General features: G+C 42.7%; 17 protein-coding genes and 1 other RNA gene. 10 read left to right on the top strand and 8 right to left on the bottom strand.

Annotated features, from left to right (window positions below; all coding sequences use genetic code 11):
- Nucleotides 1-24 precede the first annotated feature (24 nt).
- Nucleotides 25-1,857 carry an ABC transporter ATP-binding protein gene (locus tag BLS28_RS02340; RefSeq protein ID WP_091162692.1) on the top strand — a complete coding sequence of 611 codons (1,833 nt, stop codon included), beginning with the start codon at nt 25-27 and terminating at the stop codon, nt 1,855-1,857.
- Nucleotides 1,858-2,021: 164 nt separating this feature from the next.
- The gene (locus BLS28_RS02335) at nt 2,022-3,422 is read left to right on the top strand and encodes an MBL fold metallo-hydrolase (RefSeq protein WP_091162691.1); all 1,401 of its coding nucleotides are present in this window, start codon (nt 2,022-2,024) and stop codon (nt 3,420-3,422) included.
- Between the two features lie 195 nt (nt 3,423-3,617).
- Here the strand turns inward: BLS28_RS02335 and BLS28_RS02330 are convergent, their stop codons facing one another.
- The 8 genes from BLS28_RS02330 to dinB all read right to left on the bottom strand — a co-directional run bounded on the left by BLS28_RS02330 (nt 3,618) and on the right by dinB (nt 14,601).
- Nucleotides 3,618-4,571 (bottom strand): D-2-hydroxyacid dehydrogenase, encoded by a 954-nt coding sequence (locus BLS28_RS02330; protein WP_176844344.1) that lies wholly within the window; start codon nt 4,569-4,571, stop codon nt 3,618-3,620.
- Between the two features lie 110 nt (nt 4,572-4,681).
- The gene (gene serC, locus BLS28_RS02325) at nt 4,682-5,749 is read right to left on the bottom strand and encodes a 3-phosphoserine/phosphohydroxythreonine transaminase (RefSeq protein ID WP_091162690.1); all 1,068 of its coding nucleotides are present in this window, start codon (nt 5,747-5,749) and stop codon (nt 4,682-4,684) included.
- A gap of 202 nt (nt 5,750-5,951) precedes the next feature.
- A complete protein-coding gene (gene rpe, locus BLS28_RS02320) occupies nt 5,952-6,602 on the bottom strand; it encodes a ribulose-phosphate 3-epimerase (RefSeq protein WP_091162689.1) in 651 nt (216 codons plus the stop codon).
- A 472-nt stretch (nt 6,603-7,074) separates the two neighbouring features.
- Nucleotides 7,075-9,660 (bottom strand): BamA/TamA family outer membrane protein, encoded by a 2,586-nt coding sequence (locus BLS28_RS02315; protein ID WP_256337321.1) that lies wholly within the window; start codon nt 9,658-9,660, stop codon nt 7,075-7,077.
- A 464-nt stretch (nt 9,661-10,124) separates the two neighbouring features.
- Nucleotides 10,125-10,823, bottom strand: coding sequence for a LytR/AlgR family response regulator transcription factor (locus BLS28_RS02310; protein ID WP_091162688.1), 699 nt, complete (start codon nt 10,821-10,823; stop codon nt 10,125-10,127).
- 3 nt (nt 10,824-10,826) lie between these two features.
- Nucleotides 10,827-11,870, bottom strand: a complete 1,044-nt coding sequence (locus BLS28_RS02305; protein ID WP_091162687.1) for a sensor histidine kinase — start codon at nt 11,868-11,870, stop codon at nt 10,827-10,829.
- A gap of 9 nt (nt 11,871-11,879) precedes the next feature.
- Entirely contained in the window at nt 11,880-13,103 is a 1,224-nt protein-coding gene (locus BLS28_RS02300) for an acyltransferase family protein (RefSeq protein ID WP_091162686.1), read from the bottom strand.
- 313 nt (nt 13,104-13,416) lie between these two features.
- Nucleotides 13,417-14,601 (bottom strand): DNA polymerase IV, encoded by a 1,185-nt coding sequence (dinB, locus tag BLS28_RS02295; RefSeq protein ID WP_091162685.1) that lies wholly within the window; start codon nt 14,599-14,601, stop codon nt 13,417-13,419.
- Nucleotides 14,602-14,676: 75 nt separating this feature from the next.
- On the opposite strand from dinB, the gene BLS28_RS02290 reads away from it, so the two are divergent.
- The 8 genes from BLS28_RS02290 to argC all read left to right on the top strand — a co-directional run bounded on the left by BLS28_RS02290 (nt 14,677) and on the right by argC (nt 20,825).
- A complete protein-coding gene (locus BLS28_RS02290) occupies nt 14,677-15,297 on the top strand; it encodes a 2'-5' RNA ligase family protein (RefSeq protein WP_091162684.1) in 621 nt (206 codons plus the stop codon).
- A 12-nt stretch (nt 15,298-15,309) separates the two neighbouring features.
- Nucleotides 15,310-15,939, top strand: coding sequence for a 2'-5' RNA ligase family protein (locus BLS28_RS02285; protein ID WP_091162683.1), 630 nt, complete (start codon nt 15,310-15,312; stop codon nt 15,937-15,939).
- Between the two features lie 44 nt (nt 15,940-15,983).
- Nucleotides 15,984-16,082, top strand: an RNA gene (ffs, locus tag BLS28_RS02280) — signal recognition particle sRNA small type.
- An 86-nt stretch (nt 16,083-16,168) separates the two neighbouring features.
- The gene (locus BLS28_RS02275) at nt 16,169-17,125 is read left to right on the top strand and encodes a YpdA family putative bacillithiol disulfide reductase (RefSeq protein ID WP_091162682.1); all 957 of its coding nucleotides are present in this window, start codon (nt 16,169-16,171) and stop codon (nt 17,123-17,125) included.
- A 432-nt stretch (nt 17,126-17,557) separates the two neighbouring features.
- Nucleotides 17,558-18,202, top strand: a complete 645-nt coding sequence (locus BLS28_RS02270) for an N-acetyltransferase (protein WP_090527097.1) — start codon at nt 17,558-17,560, stop codon at nt 18,200-18,202.
- Between the two features lie 104 nt (nt 18,203-18,306).
- Nucleotides 18,307-19,503: an argininosuccinate synthase gene (gene argG, locus BLS28_RS02265; protein WP_091162681.1), complete on the top strand. Its 1,197-nt coding sequence runs from the start codon at nt 18,307-18,309 to the stop codon at nt 19,501-19,503.
- Nucleotides 19,496-19,849: a cupin domain-containing protein gene (locus tag BLS28_RS02260; RefSeq protein WP_091162680.1), complete on the top strand. Its 354-nt coding sequence runs from the start codon at nt 19,496-19,498 to the stop codon at nt 19,847-19,849. The genes argG and BLS28_RS02260 overlap by 8 nt, the downstream gene beginning before the upstream one ends.
- Nucleotides 19,827-20,825, top strand: coding sequence for an N-acetyl-gamma-glutamyl-phosphate reductase (argC, locus tag BLS28_RS02255; protein ID WP_091162679.1), 999 nt, complete (start codon nt 19,827-19,829; stop codon nt 20,823-20,825). The genes BLS28_RS02260 and argC overlap by 23 nt, the downstream gene beginning before the upstream one ends.
- Nucleotides 20,826-20,857: the final 32 nt, after the last annotated feature.

The raw sequence follows: 20,857 nt of genomic DNA, 5'->3' as shown, positions 1-20,857 counted from the left end.
GGCTTATAACATTCAAACGCATACATGGCAAGAGGACGACTGAACAGTGGCAGCAAGGCCGAAGCAGAATTACCTAAAGCAAAAATAAACAGGAGCAGCCTGCGCAACGTAGCTAAACTGCTCACTTACTTAAAACCTTACCGGGTTAAATTCATAGCCGGATTAGTTTTCCTGTTTCTGTCAAGCCTGGTAGGCTTGGCATTCCCCGCCATTCTGGGCGCATTGATTGATGCAGCACAAGGCATTTATAAATACAAGTACCTGCCGCATGGCTTAAATGCCATTGCCATCATGGGTTTTATTATATTATTTGCACAGGCTTTTGTGTCGTTTTTCAGGGTGGTTTGGTTTGTACAGGTGGCCGAAAAATCTTTAGCCGATATCAGGCGTGATACCTATTTTAAGCTTATTACCTTGCCCATGAACTTTTTTGCCAATCGTAGGGTTGGTGAATTGAACAGCCGTATTTCTGCCGATCTTTCCCAAATCCAGGATACGTTGACCACCACTTTTGCCGAAATGATCCGCCAGTTGGTGATCATGATAGGCAGCACTACCTTACTGGCCATCGTGTCTATCAAACTTACACTTGCGCTATTAGCTATATTGCCATTCCTGGTTGCATTCGCTGTATTCTTTGGGCGATTTATCCGTAAGCTATCACGTGAGGCGCAGGACAAATTAGCCGAATCAAACACCATAGTTGAGGAAACACTGCAAGGCATTGCCAATGTAAAGGCATTTGTTAACGAGGCCTACGAAGCTAATCGGTACGACAAGATTTTACGCAAAGTGGTGAACATCGCCGTTCGCGGTGCAAAATTCAGGGGTACCTTTGCCTCATTCATCGTATTTTGCTTGTTTGGCACATTTGTAGGCGTAATTTGGTATGGCTCGGTGCTGGTAGCTAATCATGAAATATATGTAGGCGACCTTACTACTTTTATAATGTACTCGATATTTGTAGGCGCCGCTATGGGTAGCTTTCCAGATCTGTACGCCAATTTGCAAAAAGCGGTTGGCGCCAGCGAACGTGTACTGGAAATCCTTCACGAACAGGGCGAAGATATTTCGATTATTGAAAGCGAAAATGGCATTAAACAACCCATTAAAGGCGACCTTGCTTTTGACAATGTGGTATTCGCCTACCCATCCCGCCAGGAAATTACCGTTTTAAAAGGCATCTCTTTTAGTGCAGATGCCGGGCAGCGTGTAGCTATTGTTGGGCCAAGTGGTTCCGGTAAATCTACCATGGCATCATTGATCTTACAATTTTATCACCCACAAAACGGAAATATCTTATTTGATGGCAAGCCAGCCGACAATTACACCCTTACTGATATCCGTAACCAGGTAGCTATTGTTCCGCAGGATGTATTATTGTTTGGAGGCACCATAATGGAAAACATTGCCTACGGCAGGCTCAATGCATCAAAAGAGGATATCATACAAGCCGCCAAACGTGCCAACGCGCATCAATTTATCTCGTCCTTCCCCGAAGGTTATGAAACTATTGTTGGCGAGCGTGGTGTTAAATTATCAGGCGGACAAAGACAGCGGATTGCCATTGCAAGGGCGCTCCTTAAAAACCCATCTATACTGATACTTGATGAGGCTACATCTTCATTAGATTCAGAGTCAGAACGCCTGGTACAGGAGGCGCTGGAAGAGTTAATGAAAGACCGTACATCTATCATCATAGCCCACCGTCTGTCAACCATTCGCGAAGCAGATAAGATCATCGTACTTGAAAAAGGCCATATAGTTGAAAGCGGTAGCCACGTCGAACTCATTGGCAATGAACAAGGTCTTTATAAATACTTAAGCCAGCTCCAGTTTGAAAGCAATCAGGCTTAGCAACACTCCTTAAAACTTATTGGTTTATAACTAAACTTATAAAGCATTAATACGTTTACACTCGCAATAAAGCGGGTGTAAACCGTTATATTCACAAACTGAAGATTACTTACAACGTAATATAATTATCGATACCCGCTTTAGCACAGGTATCACTTATAAAAATGAAACTAACTATACACGGGGCGGCCCGGCAGGTAACCGGGAGCATGCATTTGCTCGAGGTTGGACAATATAAAATTTTAGTGGATTGCGGACTTGATTATGAAAAGGACCGCAGTATCATATCTAACGAAAACTTTCCTTTTCGGCCCGAAGACATTGACGTGGTAGTACTTACCCACGCTCATATCGACCATTCGGGCAACCTGCCTACCCTGATCCGCTTAGGTTTTGAGGGGCAGATCTTATGCACCCCTCCCACGGCAGACCTGACTGAATTATTGCTGCTCGATTCTGTAAACATATTCATGCGCAAAGCGGCAAGTAAGGGCGGTCACCACAAACGTGGCAGAGGCAAATTCAATACGCATGCCCAACCACTATACATGCAAAAGCATGTGATGGACACGGTTGAGCGCTTTGTTACCATAGGATTTAACAAACCGTTTAGGATTACCGGCGATATTGAGCTAACTTTTGTACCGGTAGGCCACCTGTTGGGCGCAGCAGCAGCTGTATTTAAAGTAAATGATAAAGGCGAAGAAAAATCCATCGCTTTTACCGGCGATATTGGCAGGAAGAATTACCCTGTTTTGAATGATCCGCAGCCCCTCCCTCCTGTTGATTTCCTGGTTTCGGAAGCAACTTATGGCGGCCGCTACCACAGTAAGGACAAATCCGTTGAGCAAACCCTGATAGAAGTTATTGAAAAAGCCTGTATTAAAGAGCAGGGCCGTTTAATTATCCCGGCATTCAGCATCGGGCGTACACAATCTTTGGTTTATACGTTGAACAAGATCTTTAGCACTGGTTTACTGCCGCCGGTTAAAGTTTTTGTTGATAGTCCGATGGCTACACAGGCTACCGAGGTATTCAGAAAATACCATAATCAGGTTAACCAGGAAGCACAGGAGTTTTACCAAAAACGTGGCGACGAATTTGAGTTTGATAACCTCACTTACGTAGAAACACTAAAGGATAGCCGGCAGATCTCCAATTATTGGGAACCCTGCATCATTATCTCATCTGCAGGAATGCTTGAAGGCGGCCGCATCCAGGACCATCTTTTTTATAACATCCAAAATTACTACGCCACCATCCTGTTCATTGGCTACTGCGCCAAAGGAACATTAGGCCATCGTTTGTTACGGGGAGATTCTATCGTCCACATTAAAGACCGTGAACTGGCCGTTTATGCCACCATCAAACAAACCGACGTACTAAGCGCCCACGGTGACCATGACGACCTGATGAATACCGTAAAAGCCATTGATAAAGCAAAGCTCAAACACATATTCCTGGTACATGGTGAAGGTGAAAGTATGCAGCTATTAGCCAATGACCTTGAAAAAGAAGGCTACGGAGTTACTTTGCCGGAGAAAGGTGTTAGTTATATAATTTAAATACATAATATTCGATGTCATTGCGAGAAACGAAGCAATCGCACGGAAGCATAGCTGCCCTGTAAAGCATGCGATTGCCACGCTACGCTCCTAATGACATAAGATATAAAACAAACGGCACGAATTGATGAAATTCGTGCTGTTTGTTTTATAGTTTGTATTCGTGTAATTCGCTCTAATTAGAGCAAATTCGTGTTATGCTTTTTTGAAATGCTCGATAATTAAGCTTGCAAGCTCTACACCGATCCTTTCCTGAGCCTCATTGGTAGCAGCACCAATGTGTGGGGTTAAGGAAATTTTTGGATGGGTTAAGATTTCAGCGCGAGGGGCTGGCTCATTGTCGAACACGTCAAGTGCTGCAAATGAAACCTGGCCGCTGTTTAGAGCGTCAACCAAAGCAAGTTCATCAATTAAACCACCGCGTGAGATGTTTACCAGGCCAACACCTTTTTTAGTTTTAGCCAATTCCTCAGCACCAAAAAGGGCTTTGTCGATAAATGGAGTATGTAGGGTAATGAAATCTGCAGTAGTGATGATTTCATCAAGAGTAGCTTTTTTAACAGATGCTTTAACAGTGATACCACCGCCTAAAACAAGATCCAGCTCGGGGTTAAAATCAAAAAGATCATAAGCTAAAACATCCATACCAACACCGATAGCTATTTTAGCTACTTCCCTGCCGATACGACCAAAACCTACGATACCTAAAGTTTTACCGCGAAGCTCAACGCCTTTAGCATAAGCTTTTTTCAGGTCGTTAAATTTGGTACCGCCATCAACAGGCATTTTACGGTTGCTATCAGGTAAAAAGCGTACAGCGCCAAATAAGCTGGCGAACACCAACTCAGCAACTGATAATGAAGAAGATGCTGGCGTGTTGTAAACACCAATGCCTTTTTCTTTGGCATAATCAACATCAATATTATCAACACCTACACCACCACGACCAATCAGTTTAAGATTAGGGGTAGCGTCGATCAATGCCTTACGTACTTTAGTAGCGCTACGTACGGTAATAGCATCATAGTTTTTCAATTTTTCAGGAAGCTCGTCCTGTGGGATATTGTTGGTATCAACGAAAAAGCCGGCATCTTCCAGCATTTTCTTACCTATCGGGTCGATACCGTCATTAGCTAATATTTTGATCATGTCTAAAGTTTTGCCCCCCGGCCCCCTAAAGGGGGAGTGATTATTCCATATCTTTAAGGGCCGGGGGTAATTATTTAAAATTGTTGTTCCCCCTTTAGGGGGTTAGGGGGCTACTTATTCTTTTCAGCAAATTCCTGCATTACGTCAATCAGCACATAGATGCTGCTTATTGGCAATGCGTTGTAAATTGAGGCGCGGAAACCACCTACGCTCCTGTGGCCTTTGATACCTACTATACCGCGTTCTTCGGCAAGTTTCAGGAATGGTTTTTCCAACTCAGGGTTTTCCATTACGAAGCATACATTCATTTTTGAACGGTCTTCAACGGCGGCCACTGCTTTGAACAATGGGTTGCGGTCAATTTCTTCGTAAAGTACACGTGCTTTGGTAATGTTTTCCTGCTCAATTGCCGGTACACCGCCTTTTGCTTTTAGCCACTTAAGGGTAAGCATTGATACGTAGATAGCAAATACCGGTGGGGTATTATACATTGAACCACCTTCAATTTGAGTTTGGTAGTTGAACATTGCGGGGATTTTGCGACCGGTTTTACCCAGCAGGTCGTCCTTAACAATAACCAAAGTAACACCTGCAGGACCCATGTTTTTCTGAGCACCGGCATAAATCAAACCAAAATCGGCAACGTTAACCACGCGGCTGAAAATATCTGACGACATATCGCAAACCACCGGAATTGGCGATTTAAAGAACTCCTGTAACTGCGTACCGTAAATGGTATTGTTAGAAGTAATGTGAATATAAGCAGCATCAGCCGGGATTTCAAAATCCTTAGGGATGTAAGTAAAGTTGGCCTCTTTTGATGAAGCTACAATTTGTACTTCGCCAAAATACTTGGCTTCTTTTAAAGCTTTGTTAGCCCAAACACCGGTTTCCACATAAGCAGCTTTGCCGCCTTCTGGTAACAGGTTGTAAGGAGCTAAAGCAAATTGGGTGCTGGCACCGCCTTGCAGAAACAATACCGAATAACCTTCAGGAACGTTGAACAATTCTTTTACCAGGGTAACAGCTTCGTCTAAAACGGCCTCAAACTCTTTTGATCGGTGCGAAATTTCAAGCAAAGAGAGTCCAGTACCATTAAAATCAATAACTGCTTCTGAAGCTTGCTTTAAAACTTCGTGTGGTAGAATGCCAGGTCCGGCACCAAAATTATGTTTCATAATATTAACGAATTGTAGGTTCTAAATACACTATTAGGAAGTTTGTATTTTGTTGGGCCGAAGTTAATTAATTTGACAAAATATATAGACATTATTTACATTTTTTGAAAAAATATACAATTAATCAACAAACGGGCCTTTGATTGCAAATAATTAAACCAACCCTACAGGGCTGGTTTAATTATTATCATTATAATAACTTTTAGGGATGTTTGAGTTTTGAAATTGCGGCCACCTGGTTGGCCGACGAGAACACTGAAGTGCCTGCAACAAACACATTTGCTCCTGCTTCTATCAGTTTGGTGATATTGTTGGCATCCACCCCACCGTCAATCTCAATTAACAGACCGGGATTTTTTTTGGCACTTAGTGTCCTGAGTTCTTTGATCTTTTTATAGGTATTTTCAATAAAATGCTGTCCGCCGAAGCCGGGGTTAACCGACATGATCAAAACCATGTCCAAATCCGCAAGGATATCTTCCAAAGTAGATACAGGTGTGGCCGGATTAATAGCCACGGCGGCTTTGCAACCTAATTGCTTAATAGCCTGAATGGTGCGGTGCAAATGCGGACAGGTTTCCTGGTGAACAGTAATACTATCGGCACCGGCATCTTTAAATGCCTTAAGATAACGATCGGGGTCAACTATCATCAGGTGAACATCGAGCGGTTTGGAAGCGTGTTTTTTTACTGCGCTTACAACCGGGAAGCCAAAAGAGATATTTGGAACAAACATGCCATCCATAATATCAACGTGGATCCAGTCGGCTTCGCTGTTATTGATCATTTCAATATCGCGTTGCAGGTTGGCAAAATCGGCCGCTAAGATAGATGGTGCTATGAGGTGATTCATATGCAAATATATAAAAGCAGGTAATCTATGGGACTGATAGTGTAATTATTTTTATGATATAATTGTAAAAAAGTGCCTGTCCCAAAATCGCCGTTCTCCATAAAAAAATGAAATCATGCAGACTCCGTTTTTTAACTGTTCCATTTTTTGAGTGTAAAAACATGAAACACATTGAAAATTAAACACACTGATAATCAATAATTTAATATTCCACCCGAAACACCACTAATAGCTGATAATCAAAGAATAAAACTTTTGAGAATAAAAACATGCGTTTCAAAAAGCACTTTCTTTACCCCCGCTTTTGGGTGATTTTTTGGTTGTTTTTCTGATTTTTTTCCTAAAACTTAAAATTGACCGAAAGGTGCTGACAGAACGCCGCCACCAAAAAATGCGGTTAATTTAGCTAAAGCTGAAGGCTTTTAACATACTCAACCACCGGTTACGCTGCGCTAAACCCGCGGCAGCTATTTTAAAATCTAAACCCAATAGATATATAAGGCAACGAGCCTTCTTTTGAAAAGCCCATTACGGCTTCAATCAGCACCAATTGCGCTGGAATAATATACAAACCGCCGCCATACCCATCGTGCCACCTGTCCGATGATTCGCCGGGGACCCATACCCTGCCTATATCATTAAAACCGATTAAACCCAATGAGCCCGGCAACAGGTATGAAGTAAAATCCAATACTTTTAACCGCATCTCCAGGTTGTTATAGGCTATAGTACGACCGGTAAACCTGTTGGTATGAAAGCCGCGGAAGTTTTGCGCCCCGCCTAATTTCATCTGCTGAAAATATGCTGCATTACCTACCGTAGTACCTAACCCGGTGCGGTTAGCAATTACCAATACCGAGTCCTTGTCGGGATTTAAATAGAAACTAAACTCCGATAACACCTGGCCGTAAGTATTGTGACTTCCCGAGCCGCCGCCGCTAAAGCCGCTTACAGTGGTTGTCCATAAAATGCCTTGTGTTGGGATGATCAGTTTATTCCGCGTATCAACCGTTGCATTAGCTGTTAAGCCGCCGTAGACCTTAGTGCCAAATACCTTCTCATCCGGAAACGCGGCATTATAGCCATTCAAAAATCTTTCGGTGTTGTTGGAGGCTTTGCTGTTGTAAAACTGCCCTGCAACGCCGGCGCTCACGTGTAGGTTTCCAAAACTGCGGTGCAGGGAAACGTCGCCGGTAACATAGTCGTAGCGATTACGATAATAGGAGATCTTCCTGTCGTCCTTATTCTCAAAAACAGTGTTATTTCCTATTCCGAAAAAATTGCTGAGGTTGCTTGGCCCGCGCGAAAGCAGGTTAATCTTCAGGTCGTTTTCACCGACGGCTTTTTTCCAGTCGGCGGTATAGGTAAACAAAAATGATTTACGCCCCAGTGAATAATTGGTCAAAAATTCTTCGCGGAAAGCATAGGGTTCCTTGCGAAACCCGTGCCGCTCGTATGAGAAACCTCCAATCAACAAAATGCCAATATCATTACTGTAATTAGCCAGGATAATAGGCTCAAACCTGTCGAACTTAAAGGCAGTTTTATCATAGCTATTTACCGCCGTGTCTGTTGATGTACGGTTTTTAGCCAGCGATGAAGGAGGAAGTACATTTTTTTGATCCGAACGATCATAAATATAGGTTTTGCCTTTATTATTTAAACTGCTGTCTACAGCAAACGTATCCATGCCCTGCCCCCCTATCATCCGCACAGTTATGGGTGATGGCGTTGAGCCCGTCACCTTAAATAAATCATCGCCATCAAAACCATACATCCTGATCTCTTTGGTAACATCGGGTTTAAAAGTACGCTGGTAGGTAACCTTATCAACGCTGCCGTCTTTCTTTATCTTATTTATAGTAAGCGTGATGTCACCATTAGTTTCATGAGCCACAGTAAATTTGTCCGTTTTATCACTCGCTGGTACATCTACATATGTGGAGATGAATTTATAATATTCGAGTGCCTGTTTTTGCAGGATGTTGCGCCTCGCTATCATTTTGCTGATGATCTCAGGCCCCGAAAGTTTGTAGATGGTATCGGGCATTAAATGCACCGCTTTTTTGATCAGGTCATCGGTCAGTTTGTTTTGTACATAGGCTATCTGTTCTTTCCAGTCGTCTTCGCTCAACTGGTTCAGGAAATAGCGGTCGAAATAGCGGGCATTGAAATTCCATCCATTGATATCCCTGATCTCGTCACTATAACCCTGAAATTTTGATTTAAGCCATTGATGTGCTACTATCCAGGGCAATACGCCCGAAGTTTTATAGTACACCTGGTCACGGTCGCGCGGAACGGGTTCATATACGGTTTCATGTTTTCCATCTATTTTTTCCCAGCGCCATTGGTCTTCGTGCCTGTCCCAATCGCCCAAAAGCATATCAAGCAAGCGGGCACGCAGCACAATCTTTTGGTCAACACGGTTATCATTGTCATCCTGCAGTTTGCGTTGTACCTTTTCGGTATTATCCGTTTTTTCGGCATCGAGCGGCTCACGCTCTTCAAATAAAAACACCTGATTAGCAAAATCCTTTTGATACTCACCAAAAGCAGGATCATCGGGTACATAAAAAATTTTAGGATTAGAATGCGGAACCCCAAGCGCTTCGGCCAGCGGCGGTACTGTGAGTGCCGAGAATGGATGTGCGGCCGATACCTGATCTTGCAGGATATCTTTGGCTACCGTTGGCCGCAGATCAACAGGCAGACCTTTTTCAGGATACTTTTGAATGGTGCGCAGTACCCATTGCTGGCCGGTAGGATCCTGCAGGCGTAATGATTTTGTTTGCTTCCCCCCGCCTCTTTGCAGTATTTTAAGTCCACCCTTTTCGGCGGTAAGGTGAAATACCGGCAAGGTGACGGGTGCCGCCCAAAGCTTGCGGTAATTATCGCCTAAAAAAAATTGGTGGGTACCGCTTACATTATTATAAGATGGCTCAATGGCCAGTTTAATACTATCGGCAGGGGTTTGAGCATATGAAATATTGCCGGCTAAGCACAAGCCTGCCGTTAAAAAAAAGGATAAAGCGTTGAACAGTTTTTTGCCGCCCATGAGGTTTTGTAAGTAATGCGTCAGTAGAATAATGCATATTACAAAATAGTTTTAATTATACACAGGGAAATTACTTTAAAATGCATGGTGAGCAGCTGTTTAAAAAAACAGAATATTCATTGCCGTTGGTTTTAACCAACGGAATAAAAAGCTAAAAAGTCTTGGCTTCAGCCTAATTATGCAAGCGAATTTGGGCTGAAGCCCTCATGTTGCTACTCATTATTCCGTTGGTTAAAACCAACGGCAATGAAGTTTTATCTACCTCTAAACGATATTCTTCAAGCTTTGACAGTTTCTAAGAAGAATCGAACAAATAAAAACTCCCGCACTATTTTTCCGAATTAACCTAATTACACTAATTTCAAATTTACGCCATTGAAAAATTCGTGTAATTCGATTAATTGAGACAAGTATGAAAAACAATTCGCGTAGAAATTTCTGATCCTATTGTTAAAACTTGATTACTATCTGCCCTGATTAATCAACGCATGCATCACCTGCTCTTTAAGCTGCCTGCTGATTGGCACCTCAAATGTGCCTATATGCAGCATATTTCCTTCTATCGATGTAATTTTATTATTGGCTACAATGTATGACTTATGGGTTTGCATGAATTTACGTGGAGGCAGTTTTTCGGCAAAGGCCCGCAGGGTACTGTGGGTTATAATCTTACGCGCCGGGGTATAAACCTCAACATAGTTTTCCATGCCTTTAATGAACAACACTTCGTCAAAAATTATCTTCTCGAGCTTACCATTGCTTTTAACAAACAGATAATCTACACTATCTGTATTGTTCCTCAAATCAAAGTAATCCTTAGCTTTAAAGGCTGCCTTCATAAAACGCTCAAAAGGTATAGGTTTAAGGAGATAGTCGAGCACATCCAGGTCGAAACCATCAGTAGCATATTCTTTAAAAGCAGTAGTGAAAATCACTTTTGGCGGGTTGGGCAGCGAACGAATAAATTCAACGCCGGTTAAATGCGGCATCTGGATATCCAGGAACAGCAGGTCTACAGGTTGCTGCGCTAACAACGCTCCTAATTCCATAGCATCTTCACATTGCGCTTTCAGGTCGAAAAAGCCAGCTTTTTTAACATAGCCTTCCAGGCCCTTACGGGCAAAGGGTTCATCGTCGGTAATAATGCAGCTGATTAATGCCATCTTCTAAATATTCAATTCAAGTATTGCTGTATAATGATCTTCTTCGCGGCCAGCAGTTAGTTTATGTTTATCCGGATAAAGCAATTGCAGCCTGCGGCTTAAGTTTTCCAAACCAATACCGCTGTAATTATCGGGGGCTTTCATATTCGCGGGTACATCATTATAAACTTTAAAAACAAATCTATTGTCAATAATGCAGCCTTCAATGGCTATTTTATATTCACCACCTATATATTTAAAGGCGTTTTCAACCAGTGGAAGCAAAAGCAGCGGAAAGATGAGCTGATCCGTTAAACATCCTTCAAAATTAACACTGAGCTGCATTTTGCTGCTCGCCCTGATCTGCTGCAGGCGGATATAATTTTCAAGATACTCCAGCTCCTGCTTAACGGGCACTTGCTGGTGTTGGTCATAAAGCTGATAGCGCAACAGGCTCGATAGTAACTCGGTACTCTTTTTTGCGCCGGGCACATCTTCATCCATCTGGAAATAAATAGTATTCAGGGCATTAAATAAAAAATGCGGATGATATTGAGCTTTTAGAAACTTCAATTCAGTTTCCAGCTGGTCGTTGGTTAACTTTTCCAGTTGCATCTTATTATTTACATAAGCCTTTAGCCAGGTACTGCTACGTGCAATTCCATAATAAACAATAGCGTACAAAGTGGGGATCATGTTAATATCAGCCACATCTGCCCAGGGTATTAGCTCATCTATGCCCTGGCTTACGTGCAGAGCCATGACCATCGGAACAAATACGACGTTCACTAATATCAAATTTGCTCCCACCAATATGGCCAACTCCCTAACTACAGCCCCGTAGGATAGCTGTACCGTCCGGTGCCTGTCATAGTACTTAAAAAGCCGTTCAAAAATATAGATTGCCAAATAGCCAACCAATATTGAACAGGCCATTTCAATGCCATTAACATAAAAATCTCTTTCCCAAAAATGCTGACCAATGTCAGTATCATGCAATAGCCTGATGGTAAAATAAACCAGTAGGCCATACAGTGCCGGAAAAATGTACTTCCTGAAAAATTTCATATCAGCAAATTACAAATTTAAGGCAGAAAGAATAGGTTCGGGTTTTGTCTCTACTATCTCCCGGATCGGCACAGTTTTGAGTTTTTCCTTTGGTTTCATACCGAATAAAAACCGGGTTAAAGCATAAGGGCGTACTAACAAATGATAGGTAAGCACCGTTACAAAAAAGGTAATACCCACCGTATAAATATATTTTGATAGGATGCTTTCATTTTGCGTTTGCACAATATAATAGGCAATTAATACAATAACGGTTTGGTGCAATATGTAAAACGGATATACCGCCTGGTTTAAATAATTGAGCGCGTTATGAGGCTTATTTAAATAATGTTTGCCATAGCCAACCAGCGCCAACACCCATCCCCAGGCAATAATTGGGCGCAATGCGGTAAAAGCATAGGAGAATGCGATATTTTGAAAAGGCCAGTGGGGATGCAAGGGTTCGATACCGTTCCAGCGCATTACTTCCCATGTCATCAGGCTTAAAAAACCGATGGTTAAAGCAAAACGGCGGTTGCGCTCAAGGCTATCCATCAGTTTAGATTGAAGGATACAGATAAAACCTGCCAGGAGGAACAATAACCAGTAAACAAAGTAACTGCCATCATGGATCAGGTCGTTGGTTTCGGGCAGGTCCCAACTGGTGAAGGTAAACCAAAGGATTCCGGGCAGCATTAATAGGTAAACCCATTTCCCCCGGGCCAAAATGGCAAGCTTTTGTTTAAAACCATTGCTTTTGGGCGAGATCATCCAGGCAAATAAAGGCGCGAAGATGAGGTCATAAAGAAACAGATAGGCAATAAACCAAAGATGGTGCCAGCTGAAATTGCCTTTGGGATATGGCTGAAAGTTAAATGTACTGGGATAAAAATCCAGGAATGAGCCTTTGTAGCCATTGGCCAATCGTTCCATGTAAATTTGCGGTGGCACAATGATGAACATGCCCACCAAAAGCGGAATAAAAAGACGGCGGAAACGCAAACCGATGAAACTGAGTGTAGAGCGCCGCTGCATCATGTAGTAACTCACGGTACCTGAAATAAAAAAGAGCAGCGGCATGCGAAAAAGGTGCAAAAAGTGATTTGATTCCATCATCAGGTTGCTGGTTTCGTGGTTTTTGATGTGCCAGCCATCCTCAGCAACAAAAGGCATTGCCGAATGAAAAAATAACACCCCCAATATGGATAAGATCCTCAACCAATCGAGGTAGGTTTGACGTTGTGTGGTTTCCATGATTTCTTTTTTTATCAAAAGAAGTCACAACCTACCGCCCCATAAAATTACTTTGACCAATGGTAAAAAGCCTTTGACCATTGGTTGAAAACAAGAACATTTCCCACGGCGGCCAGAGGCCGCGTGATAGTTGCCACCCGGCTGGAGCCGAGCGGCGGCGGAGTTTATCCGCTATTTCAAAGGAACAAGCGAGGCGATGAAACCCCTCCCTACACCCTCCCAAGGGAGGGAATCGCACAATCCGGCGCTTTTTCAAATAATCAACTCGTCACAAAAAGATCAACGTAATCAACGCAATCAAAACAGTCAACGGTCAGCCGCGCATAAACGGATTAAAATTCCTTGTACCAATTTCCATCCCTGCCGCCCGGCAGATGGTTTTATCGCCGAACTTGAAATTGATCTGGTCCATGGCCTGGTAAAGTTTGATGCGTTCCTCATTATCCTCAAACAGGTTGATCTGGTAACTGCCCGTACAAAGATCACTCAACCGCACACCTATCAACCTGATGGGCCGGTGCTGGTCCCAGGCCATTTTAAGCAGGTTTTTTACACCGGGAATCAGGATGTGTTCTGCCGCCGTAAGTGCTATTTTTTGCTGTTGGGTATGGGTTTCAAAATTACCGTATCGCAACTTAATAGCCATGCATGATGAAAGCTTATTTTCCCGTCGTAGTTTGGATGACAGCTCTTCGGTCATGGATACTAAAGTAGTTTCAAGTGTGCGGTGATCAGACACATTAGTATGGAAAGTATGCTCGGTGCTGATGGATTTCCTGTCGGAATGCGGAACGATTTCGCTATGATCGATACCATTGGCTTTTTCCCAAAGCGAATGCCCGTATTTACCAAAAACTGTTTCCAGGAAACGGATATTGGTACGTTGCAGATCACCTATTTTTTCGATGCCGTATTGATATAACTTATTGCGGGTACTTTCGCCCAGGCCGGGTATCTTACCAATGTTAAGCGGCGCCAGGAACTTCAGCTCATCACCATGCTTTACAAACATTTGTCCGTTAGGCTTGGCCTGGTTAGTGGCCATTTTGGCTATCGTTTTACCCGATGCCATACCGAAGGATATAGGCAGGCCCGTTTCTTTAATTACTTTCTGCCTAAGTTTGGTGGCTTCATGGTAACAATCAAAAAAACGGTCCATACCGGTGTAATCAATGTAAAACTCATCAACCGATGTTTTTTGATACAGGGGTACCGTATCGTGAATGATCTGCGTAACCTCGCGTGAGGCTTCGCCATAGCGCCCGTGCGAACCGCGAATAAGAATGGCATGCGGACAAAGCTTTAAAGCTTGCCGGGTAGGCATAGCCGAATGCACACCAAAAGCCCTCGCCTCATAACTGCAGGAAGCCACAACTCCCCTTTCGGCCGAGCCCCCTATGATCACAGGCTTACCGATCAGTTCAGGATGAAACTTCCGCTCTACTGAAACGAAGAACGAATCAAGATCGATATGAACAATATAACGTTTAGCTTCCACATACCAAAAATGCTAACATTTTTTGTATTTTGCTAATTTTATTAGCATATTTGACATATAGAAATTGTGAAGCAAATGAGTATATATGAAGACTACCTGCTGTTATTATCGCCTCCCGACACGGTGAAGCATGAGATTGCGCGTTACAAAAAGGCATCGGCGAGGCTTATTGGCAGTTACCAAAGCATGGATTCGCCTGCTCATATCTCTATACAACACCTGGAGAGGCAAAAGCCCTTTATGGCCGATAAAAACCTGGAATTGATGGAACAGGCCCTGAATACCATGCCACCGGTATTGCTGCATATGGATGGTTTTTATCATTTTACCCACTTGCACAGCCGCATGACCATTTATGCCAACATCCGCGCAACACCCGCTACCGACGAATGGTTTAACACCTTAAAAAAGAAGCTGCGCATTAAAAAAAATCTTATCCCACATGTAACGGTTGTGCGTGATATTGCCGAAAAAGATTTCGACACACTTTGGCCGCATTTTAAGCATAAAAAATTGGTGGAGCCTTTTTGGATCAAAGAACTTACCATATTGAAACGCGATACACTTGACGCCTTTGCCAAATGGGATAAGTTTAAAACTTTTGAATTTAAAAACATGACCGGCCCCGGCTATACCCGCGATGAACTGGAACTACTTAAAGCCGGCGACCCTGATCAGATCAATTTATTCATTTAAAATTTAACAATCATGGACTACGCATTTTATCATTTTATCCTCCCGATACCTGATCATGTAGATGTTATGATCCGGAAATTAAAAAGCGAAGCAAAACGTGTTATCGGTAATTATCCCAGCATGCATGCCCGGTCGCATATCACCATAAACAATTATCCGCGCAAACCGCTTGATGTAGACGTTCAGGGCTTCTCGTTTTTGAGCCGTAAACTTAGTTTGCTGCCTCCCGTTGTTTTTGAAACAGATGGATTTGATTGCTTTAATGAGAGTAATGACTATAACAAAACCATTTTTGCCAGGCTTAAGCTCACCGAACAAAATAAATATTGGATTAAACTATTGAAGGGTATTGTTGGCGATAGCAGTACCATACCTCATATTACCATAGCAAGGGCCATAACGCCCGAACAATTTAACCTGCTTTGGCCCTATTTTCAAAAAAGGGAAATGAAGGTAAAATTTGTTGTGAACCGGCTTACTATTTTAAAAAATTTGTTGCTTGATCTCGACCAACATGCCAAAACTTATCGGGAATTTGAATTTCGGGGAGATGAAAACGTGTTAACGAAGTATGATAACCTGGCAATAGCAAGGCAAATTAAAAATTATCCATCTATAAATCAACAGATAAGCCTTTTTTAACATTTTCTTAACCATAAACGCTACCTTTTTCTATATTTGCGCCGGGGTAAGTCTTTTACGGCCAGCTCCTCTTGAACTCCCCCAGGGTGGGAACACAGCAAGGGTAGAGAGTTGAGCGGCGCGATAAAAGTAGCTTACCCTTTTTTATTTTCTTATTTTTGCCGCACCGGCAAAAATGCCCCGAACCTGCACAGGTTCATGATTTCTTAAATTTCATAAAGTACATCAAATGCTTGATATATTTATTATTGGCGGTGGCCCGATAGGTTTAGCTTGCGGACTTGCTGCTCAAAAAGCCGGTTTAAGTTTCGTAATTGTCGAAAAAGGCACGCTTGTAAATTCATTGTACAACTATCCCGCTACCATGACGTTTTTCTCCACATCTGAGAAATTGGAGATCGGCGGCGTTCCCTTTGTTACTGTACATAACAAGCCTACCCGCAATGATGCTTTGGAATATTATCGCCGCGTAGCACTTTCAAATAACTTGCCCATTCATCTTTTTGAAGAAGTTACTGAAGTAAAGCCGGAAAATGGCTTTTACACCATCACCACAAAAAAGGCAACCTACCAGGCTAAAAACGTGATCCTTTCAACCGGCTTTTATGATATCGCGGTAAATCTTGATATCCCCGGCGAAAACCTTCCCAAAGTAAAACACTACTACCAAGACCCTCATTATTATACCCTGCAAAAAGTGGTGGTAGTTGGCTCAAGCAACTCGGCCATTGATGTGGCCCTGGAAACCTACCGTAAAGGTGCCGAGGTAACACTGGTGATCCGCGGCAGCGAGGTAAGCAACCGGGTTAAATATTGGGTAAGGCCGGATATTATTAACCGCATCAAAGAAGGAAGCATTAAAGCCTATTTCAATTCAAACCTCGAAGCCATCCGCGAAAATGAAGTCGATATTCAAACCCCGGAAGGCTTGATCACCATTCCCAACGATTTTGTAATGGCGATGACGGGCTACAAGCCCAATTTTGAGTTCCTGAAAAAGCTCGGTATTATTCTTTCTGAAGATAAATTTATTCCGCAATACAACCCCGAAACCATGGAAACAAATATGCCTGGTTTATACCTTGCAGGTGTGGTTTGCGGCGGCCTTGATACCCATCTTTGGTTCATCGAAAACTCGCGCATTCACGCTGATATGATCATCAATGATATTGTTGAAAAGAAATGAATGGTTGATTGGGTTGATTAGGTGAATGGTTATTGCTGTAAATCTGCGAGTTACAACAACAAACCAACCACTCGTTCAATAAACTTAATCAACCATTCACCAACCAACAAATAATCACATTTTTTTCTTGTATAAATAAAATTTTATAGCCTAATTTGCAGCAAATTAAAAACACAGTAATTCAACAAAAAAATGAATACACCAAGCTTAAATAAGCCCGCTACAAGAGCAAATTTTGCTCCGGTTGCTGCTGCCTTGGGTTCAACTGTTTTTTTAAACTGCCCTCTCCGACGAAGGACCTACATGCCACGGGTTTGAATTAATTTTTCTCCTGTCCACACAAAAAGAGTTTTTTAAACGTCTTTTTAAAAAAACCATCTAATTATTTAAGGCTTATAAAGCCAATTAATTTCACGGTAATTATCTATTTAAATGACAATACAAGATTTTGATATTCAGGTTGCTACTGCACAGCATGTAGATTATGCCACTATGATTTGCGATGAGATGGCCGAATCGGCCAAGGCGCGCGGAACTGGTATAGCTACACGCTCGCCCGAATACGTTGCTAATAAAATGCTGGAAGGCAAGGCTGTTATAGCCCTGCATAAAGACGGTACCTGGGCCGGTTTCTGCTATATTGAAACCTGGAGCCATGGCGACTTTGTTGCTAACTCGGGACTTATTGTTAATCCGCAGTTCCGTAAGGCGGGATTGGCAAAAGCCATCAAACACCGAATTTTCCAGTTATCGCGTACCAAATACCCTAATGCCAAAATATTTGGGTTAACAACCGGTTTGGCGGTAATGAAGATCAACTCGGAGCTTGGTTACGAGCCCGTTACCTATTCAGAACTAACCCAGGACGAAAACTTTTGGGCCGGCTGCAAAAGCTGCGTAAACTTTGACATTTTAACCAGCAAAAACCGCAAAAACTGCATGTGCACCGCCATGCTTTTTGATCCTGCCGAAAAACAAAAGGAATACGAGGAGAAAATGCAGCGCATTACGCACAAAGCGACTTTGCTTGAGCGTATTGAGAACGCCATAAAGAAACGTATAAAACATGATGTTTAGGATTTAGGTAAAAGGTTAACACCTGTAAATTAATAAAACAGATCACCATAATTGATAAGTAAAGCTTTAAGCCTTGTGCCTTTAGCTTTAAGCTCACCAAAAACATGAAGAAAAAAGTAGTATTAGCTTATAGCGGAGGTTTAGATACCTCTTTTTGCTGTATTTATTTAACACAGGACCTTGGTTATGAGGTTCACTCGGTTATTGTAAATACCGGCGGTTTTAGCGAGGAAGAGTTAAAAGGCGTTGAAGAACGCGCTTATAAAATGGGCGTTACTTCTCACCATGTGGTTGATGAAACCGAAAACTTTTACAATACCTGCGTACGCTTTTTAATTTACGGCAATGTATTAAAAAACAACACCTATCCGCTATCGGTAAGCGCCGAGCGCGTAAGCCAGGCTACAGCTATTGCTAACTACGCTAAAGAAATTGGTGCTGAATTTGTTGCCCATGGCAGTACAGGCGCAGGTAATGACCAGGTGCGTTTCGACATGATCTTTAACATCCTTGTACCTGAAGTAAAGATCATCACCCCTATCCGCGACCTGAAACTAAGCCGCGAAGAAGAGATAGAATACCTGAAAAAACATGGTGTTGATATGAACTTCGAGAAAGCCAAATACTCTATCAACAAAGGGATCTGGGGTACATCAGTAGGTGGTAAAGAAACTTTGACTTCAAACCTTGGCCTGCCAGAAGAAGCATGGCCTACACAGGTAACTGCTTCTGAAGTAAAAGATCTTGTGCTTACTTTTGAAAAAGGCGAGTTGGTAGCCATCGGTGATGAAAAATACGATCATCCAACAAAAGCTATCCAGGCCTTACAGGCTATTGCTCAGCCTTATGGCATTGGCAGGGATATTCACGTTGGTGATACCATTATCGGTATTAAAGGCCGTGTAGGCTTTGAGGCCGCCGCTCCTATGGTGATTATTAAAGCTCACCATACTTTAGAGAAACATGTGCTAACCAAATGGCAGCTTTCATGGAAAGATCAGTTATCATCTTTCTATGGCAACTGGCTGCATGAAGGTCAGTTTCATGACCCGATCATGCGCAATATCGAGGCCTTTTTAACCGATACTCAGAAAAACGTTACAGGTAAAGTATTTGTTCAGTTGCACCCATATCGCTTCCAGGTGGTAGGCATTGAATCACCATACGATCTGATGTCGAACAAGTTTGGCAGCTACGGCGAAATGAACAACGCCTGGAGCGGCGAAGACGTTAAAGGGTTCTCCAAAATATTTGGTAACCAGGTAATGATCTATCATAAAGTAAACAGCCAAAATGATTAATACGGCGTTTTCAAAAGGTGACTGCTTAAAGCACTATAACTGGGGCGATGATTGTCATGGCTGGACTTTCATTGATACAGACGCGTTATCTGTTAAACAGGAGTTAATGCCACCAGACACTGCCGAACAATTGCATTACCACGAGAAAGCCACGCAGGTATTTTTTATTTTAAAGGGCCGTGCTACATTTTCGATAGACGGCGAGGTTACGGTATTGAAGCCCGAACAGGGTATCGAGATCCATCCGGGTCAAAAGCATTTCATCAGCAATAACGACCGGAGCGACCTCGAGTTTATTTTATATTCATATCCATCTACAAATAATGACAGAATTGAAATCAAATAAGGTGCGTGCAGGCATAATTGGCGGAGCAGGGTACACCGGTGGCGAAATGCTCCGGATCCTGATCAACCATCCTCACGTGGAGATAGCTTTTGTTCATAGCAACAGCAACTCGGGTAACTATGTTTACCAGGTACATACCGACCTGTTTGGTGATACCGATCTGAAATTCGCTGCCGAATTATCTACAGATATTGACGTGTTATTCCTTTGCGTTGGTCACGGTGACGCCAAAAAGTTCCTGGAAGCAAACGTTATCCCCGATTCGGTTAAGATCATTGACTTAAGCCAGGATTTCAGGCTGAACCAAAACTCAACATTAAACGGTAAAAGCTTTGTTTACGGCTTGCCGGAGTTAAACCGTGAGGCTATTAAAACAGCCTCTAATATTGCTAACCCCGGTTGCTTTGCTACCTGTTTGCAATTGGGTTTACTTCCACTGGCTTCAAAAGGTTTGCTAAACAACGAAGTACACGTTACTGCTACAACAGGTTCAACCGGTGCAGGACAAAGTTTATCGCCGACCTCACACTTTACCTGGCGTAATGATAACCTTTCTGTTTACAAAGCATTCAGTCACCAGCATTTAAATGAGATCGGTCAGTCGTTAAGGCAGTTGCAAGCCGGTTTTGATAAGGCTATCAACTTTATTCCTTACCGTGGCGACTTTACCCGAGGCATTATTGCTTCAATTTATACTGAGAGCGATTTGAGCGAGGAAGAAGCATTAGCACTTTACCAAAGCTGCTACGATGGGCATCCTTTTACGCATGTCACCAATCGCAATATTGATTTAAAGCAAATTGTAAACACCAATAAATGCTTTATCCAGGTAAAAAAACACGACAACAAAATATTCATTATCAGCATAATGGACAACTTACTTAAGGGCGCTTCCGGCCAGGCAGTACAGAACATGAACTTATTGTTCGGGCTGGACGAACGCGCAGGCTTACGACTTAAGGCGATCGGCTTTTAGAAGAGCTGCTCGCCGAATTCTGAAAGTTCTGT

The organism is Mucilaginibacter gossypii (genome assembly GCF_900100945.1).
Lineage (GTDB): Bacteria > Bacteroidota > Bacteroidia > Sphingobacteriales > Sphingobacteriaceae > Mucilaginibacter > Mucilaginibacter gossypii.
This window is presented reverse-complemented; position numbering and strand designations above follow the sequence as displayed.

Coding starts and splice junctions, on each gene's coding strand:
- BLS28_RS02300 (WP_091162686.1), bottom strand. CDS start 13,103: ATGGAAACCACACAACGTCAAACCTACCTCGATTGGTTGAGGATCTTA.
- serC (WP_091162690.1), bottom strand. CDS start 5,749: ATGAAACATAATTTTGGTGCCGGACCTGGCATTCTACCACACGAAGTT.
- BLS28_RS02270 (WP_090527097.1), top strand. CDS start 17,558: ATGACAATACAAGATTTTGATATTCAGGTTGCTACTGCACAGCATGTA.
- BLS28_RS02310 (WP_091162688.1), bottom strand. CDS start 10,823: ATGGCATTAATCAGCTGCATTATTACCGACGATGAACCCTTTGCCCGT.
- BLS28_RS02285 (WP_091162683.1), top strand. CDS start 15,310: ATGGACTACGCATTTTATCATTTTATCCTCCCGATACCTGATCATGTA.
- BLS28_RS02340 (WP_091162692.1), top strand. CDS start 25: ATGGCAAGAGGACGACTGAACAGTGGCAGCAAGGCCGAAGCAGAATTA.
- argC (WP_091162679.1), top strand. CDS start 19,827: ATGACAGAATTGAAATCAAATAAGGTGCGTGCAGGCATAATTGGCGGA.
- BLS28_RS02275 (WP_091162682.1), top strand. CDS start 16,169: ATGCTTGATATATTTATTATTGGCGGTGGCCCGATAGGTTTAGCTTGC.
- BLS28_RS02315 (WP_256337321.1), bottom strand. CDS start 9,660: ATGGGCGGCAAAAAACTGTTCAACGCTTTATCCTTTTTTTTAACGGCA.
- rpe (WP_091162689.1), bottom strand. CDS start 6,602: ATGAATCACCTCATAGCACCATCTATCTTAGCGGCCGATTTTGCCAAC.
- BLS28_RS02290 (WP_091162684.1), top strand. CDS start 14,677: ATGAGTATATATGAAGACTACCTGCTGTTATTATCGCCTCCCGACACG.
- BLS28_RS02335 (WP_091162691.1), top strand. CDS start 2,022: ATGAAACTAACTATACACGGGGCGGCCCGGCAGGTAACCGGGAGCATG.
- BLS28_RS02305 (WP_091162687.1), bottom strand. CDS start 11,870: ATGAAATTTTTCAGGAAGTACATTTTTCCGGCACTGTATGGCCTACTG.
- argG (WP_091162681.1), top strand. CDS start 18,307: ATGAAGAAAAAAGTAGTATTAGCTTATAGCGGAGGTTTAGATACCTCT.
- BLS28_RS02330 (WP_176844344.1), bottom strand. CDS start 4,571: ATGATCAAAATATTAGCTAATGACGGTATCGACCCGATAGGTAAGAAA.
- BLS28_RS02260 (WP_091162680.1), top strand. CDS start 19,496: ATGATTAATACGGCGTTTTCAAAAGGTGACTGCTTAAAGCACTATAAC.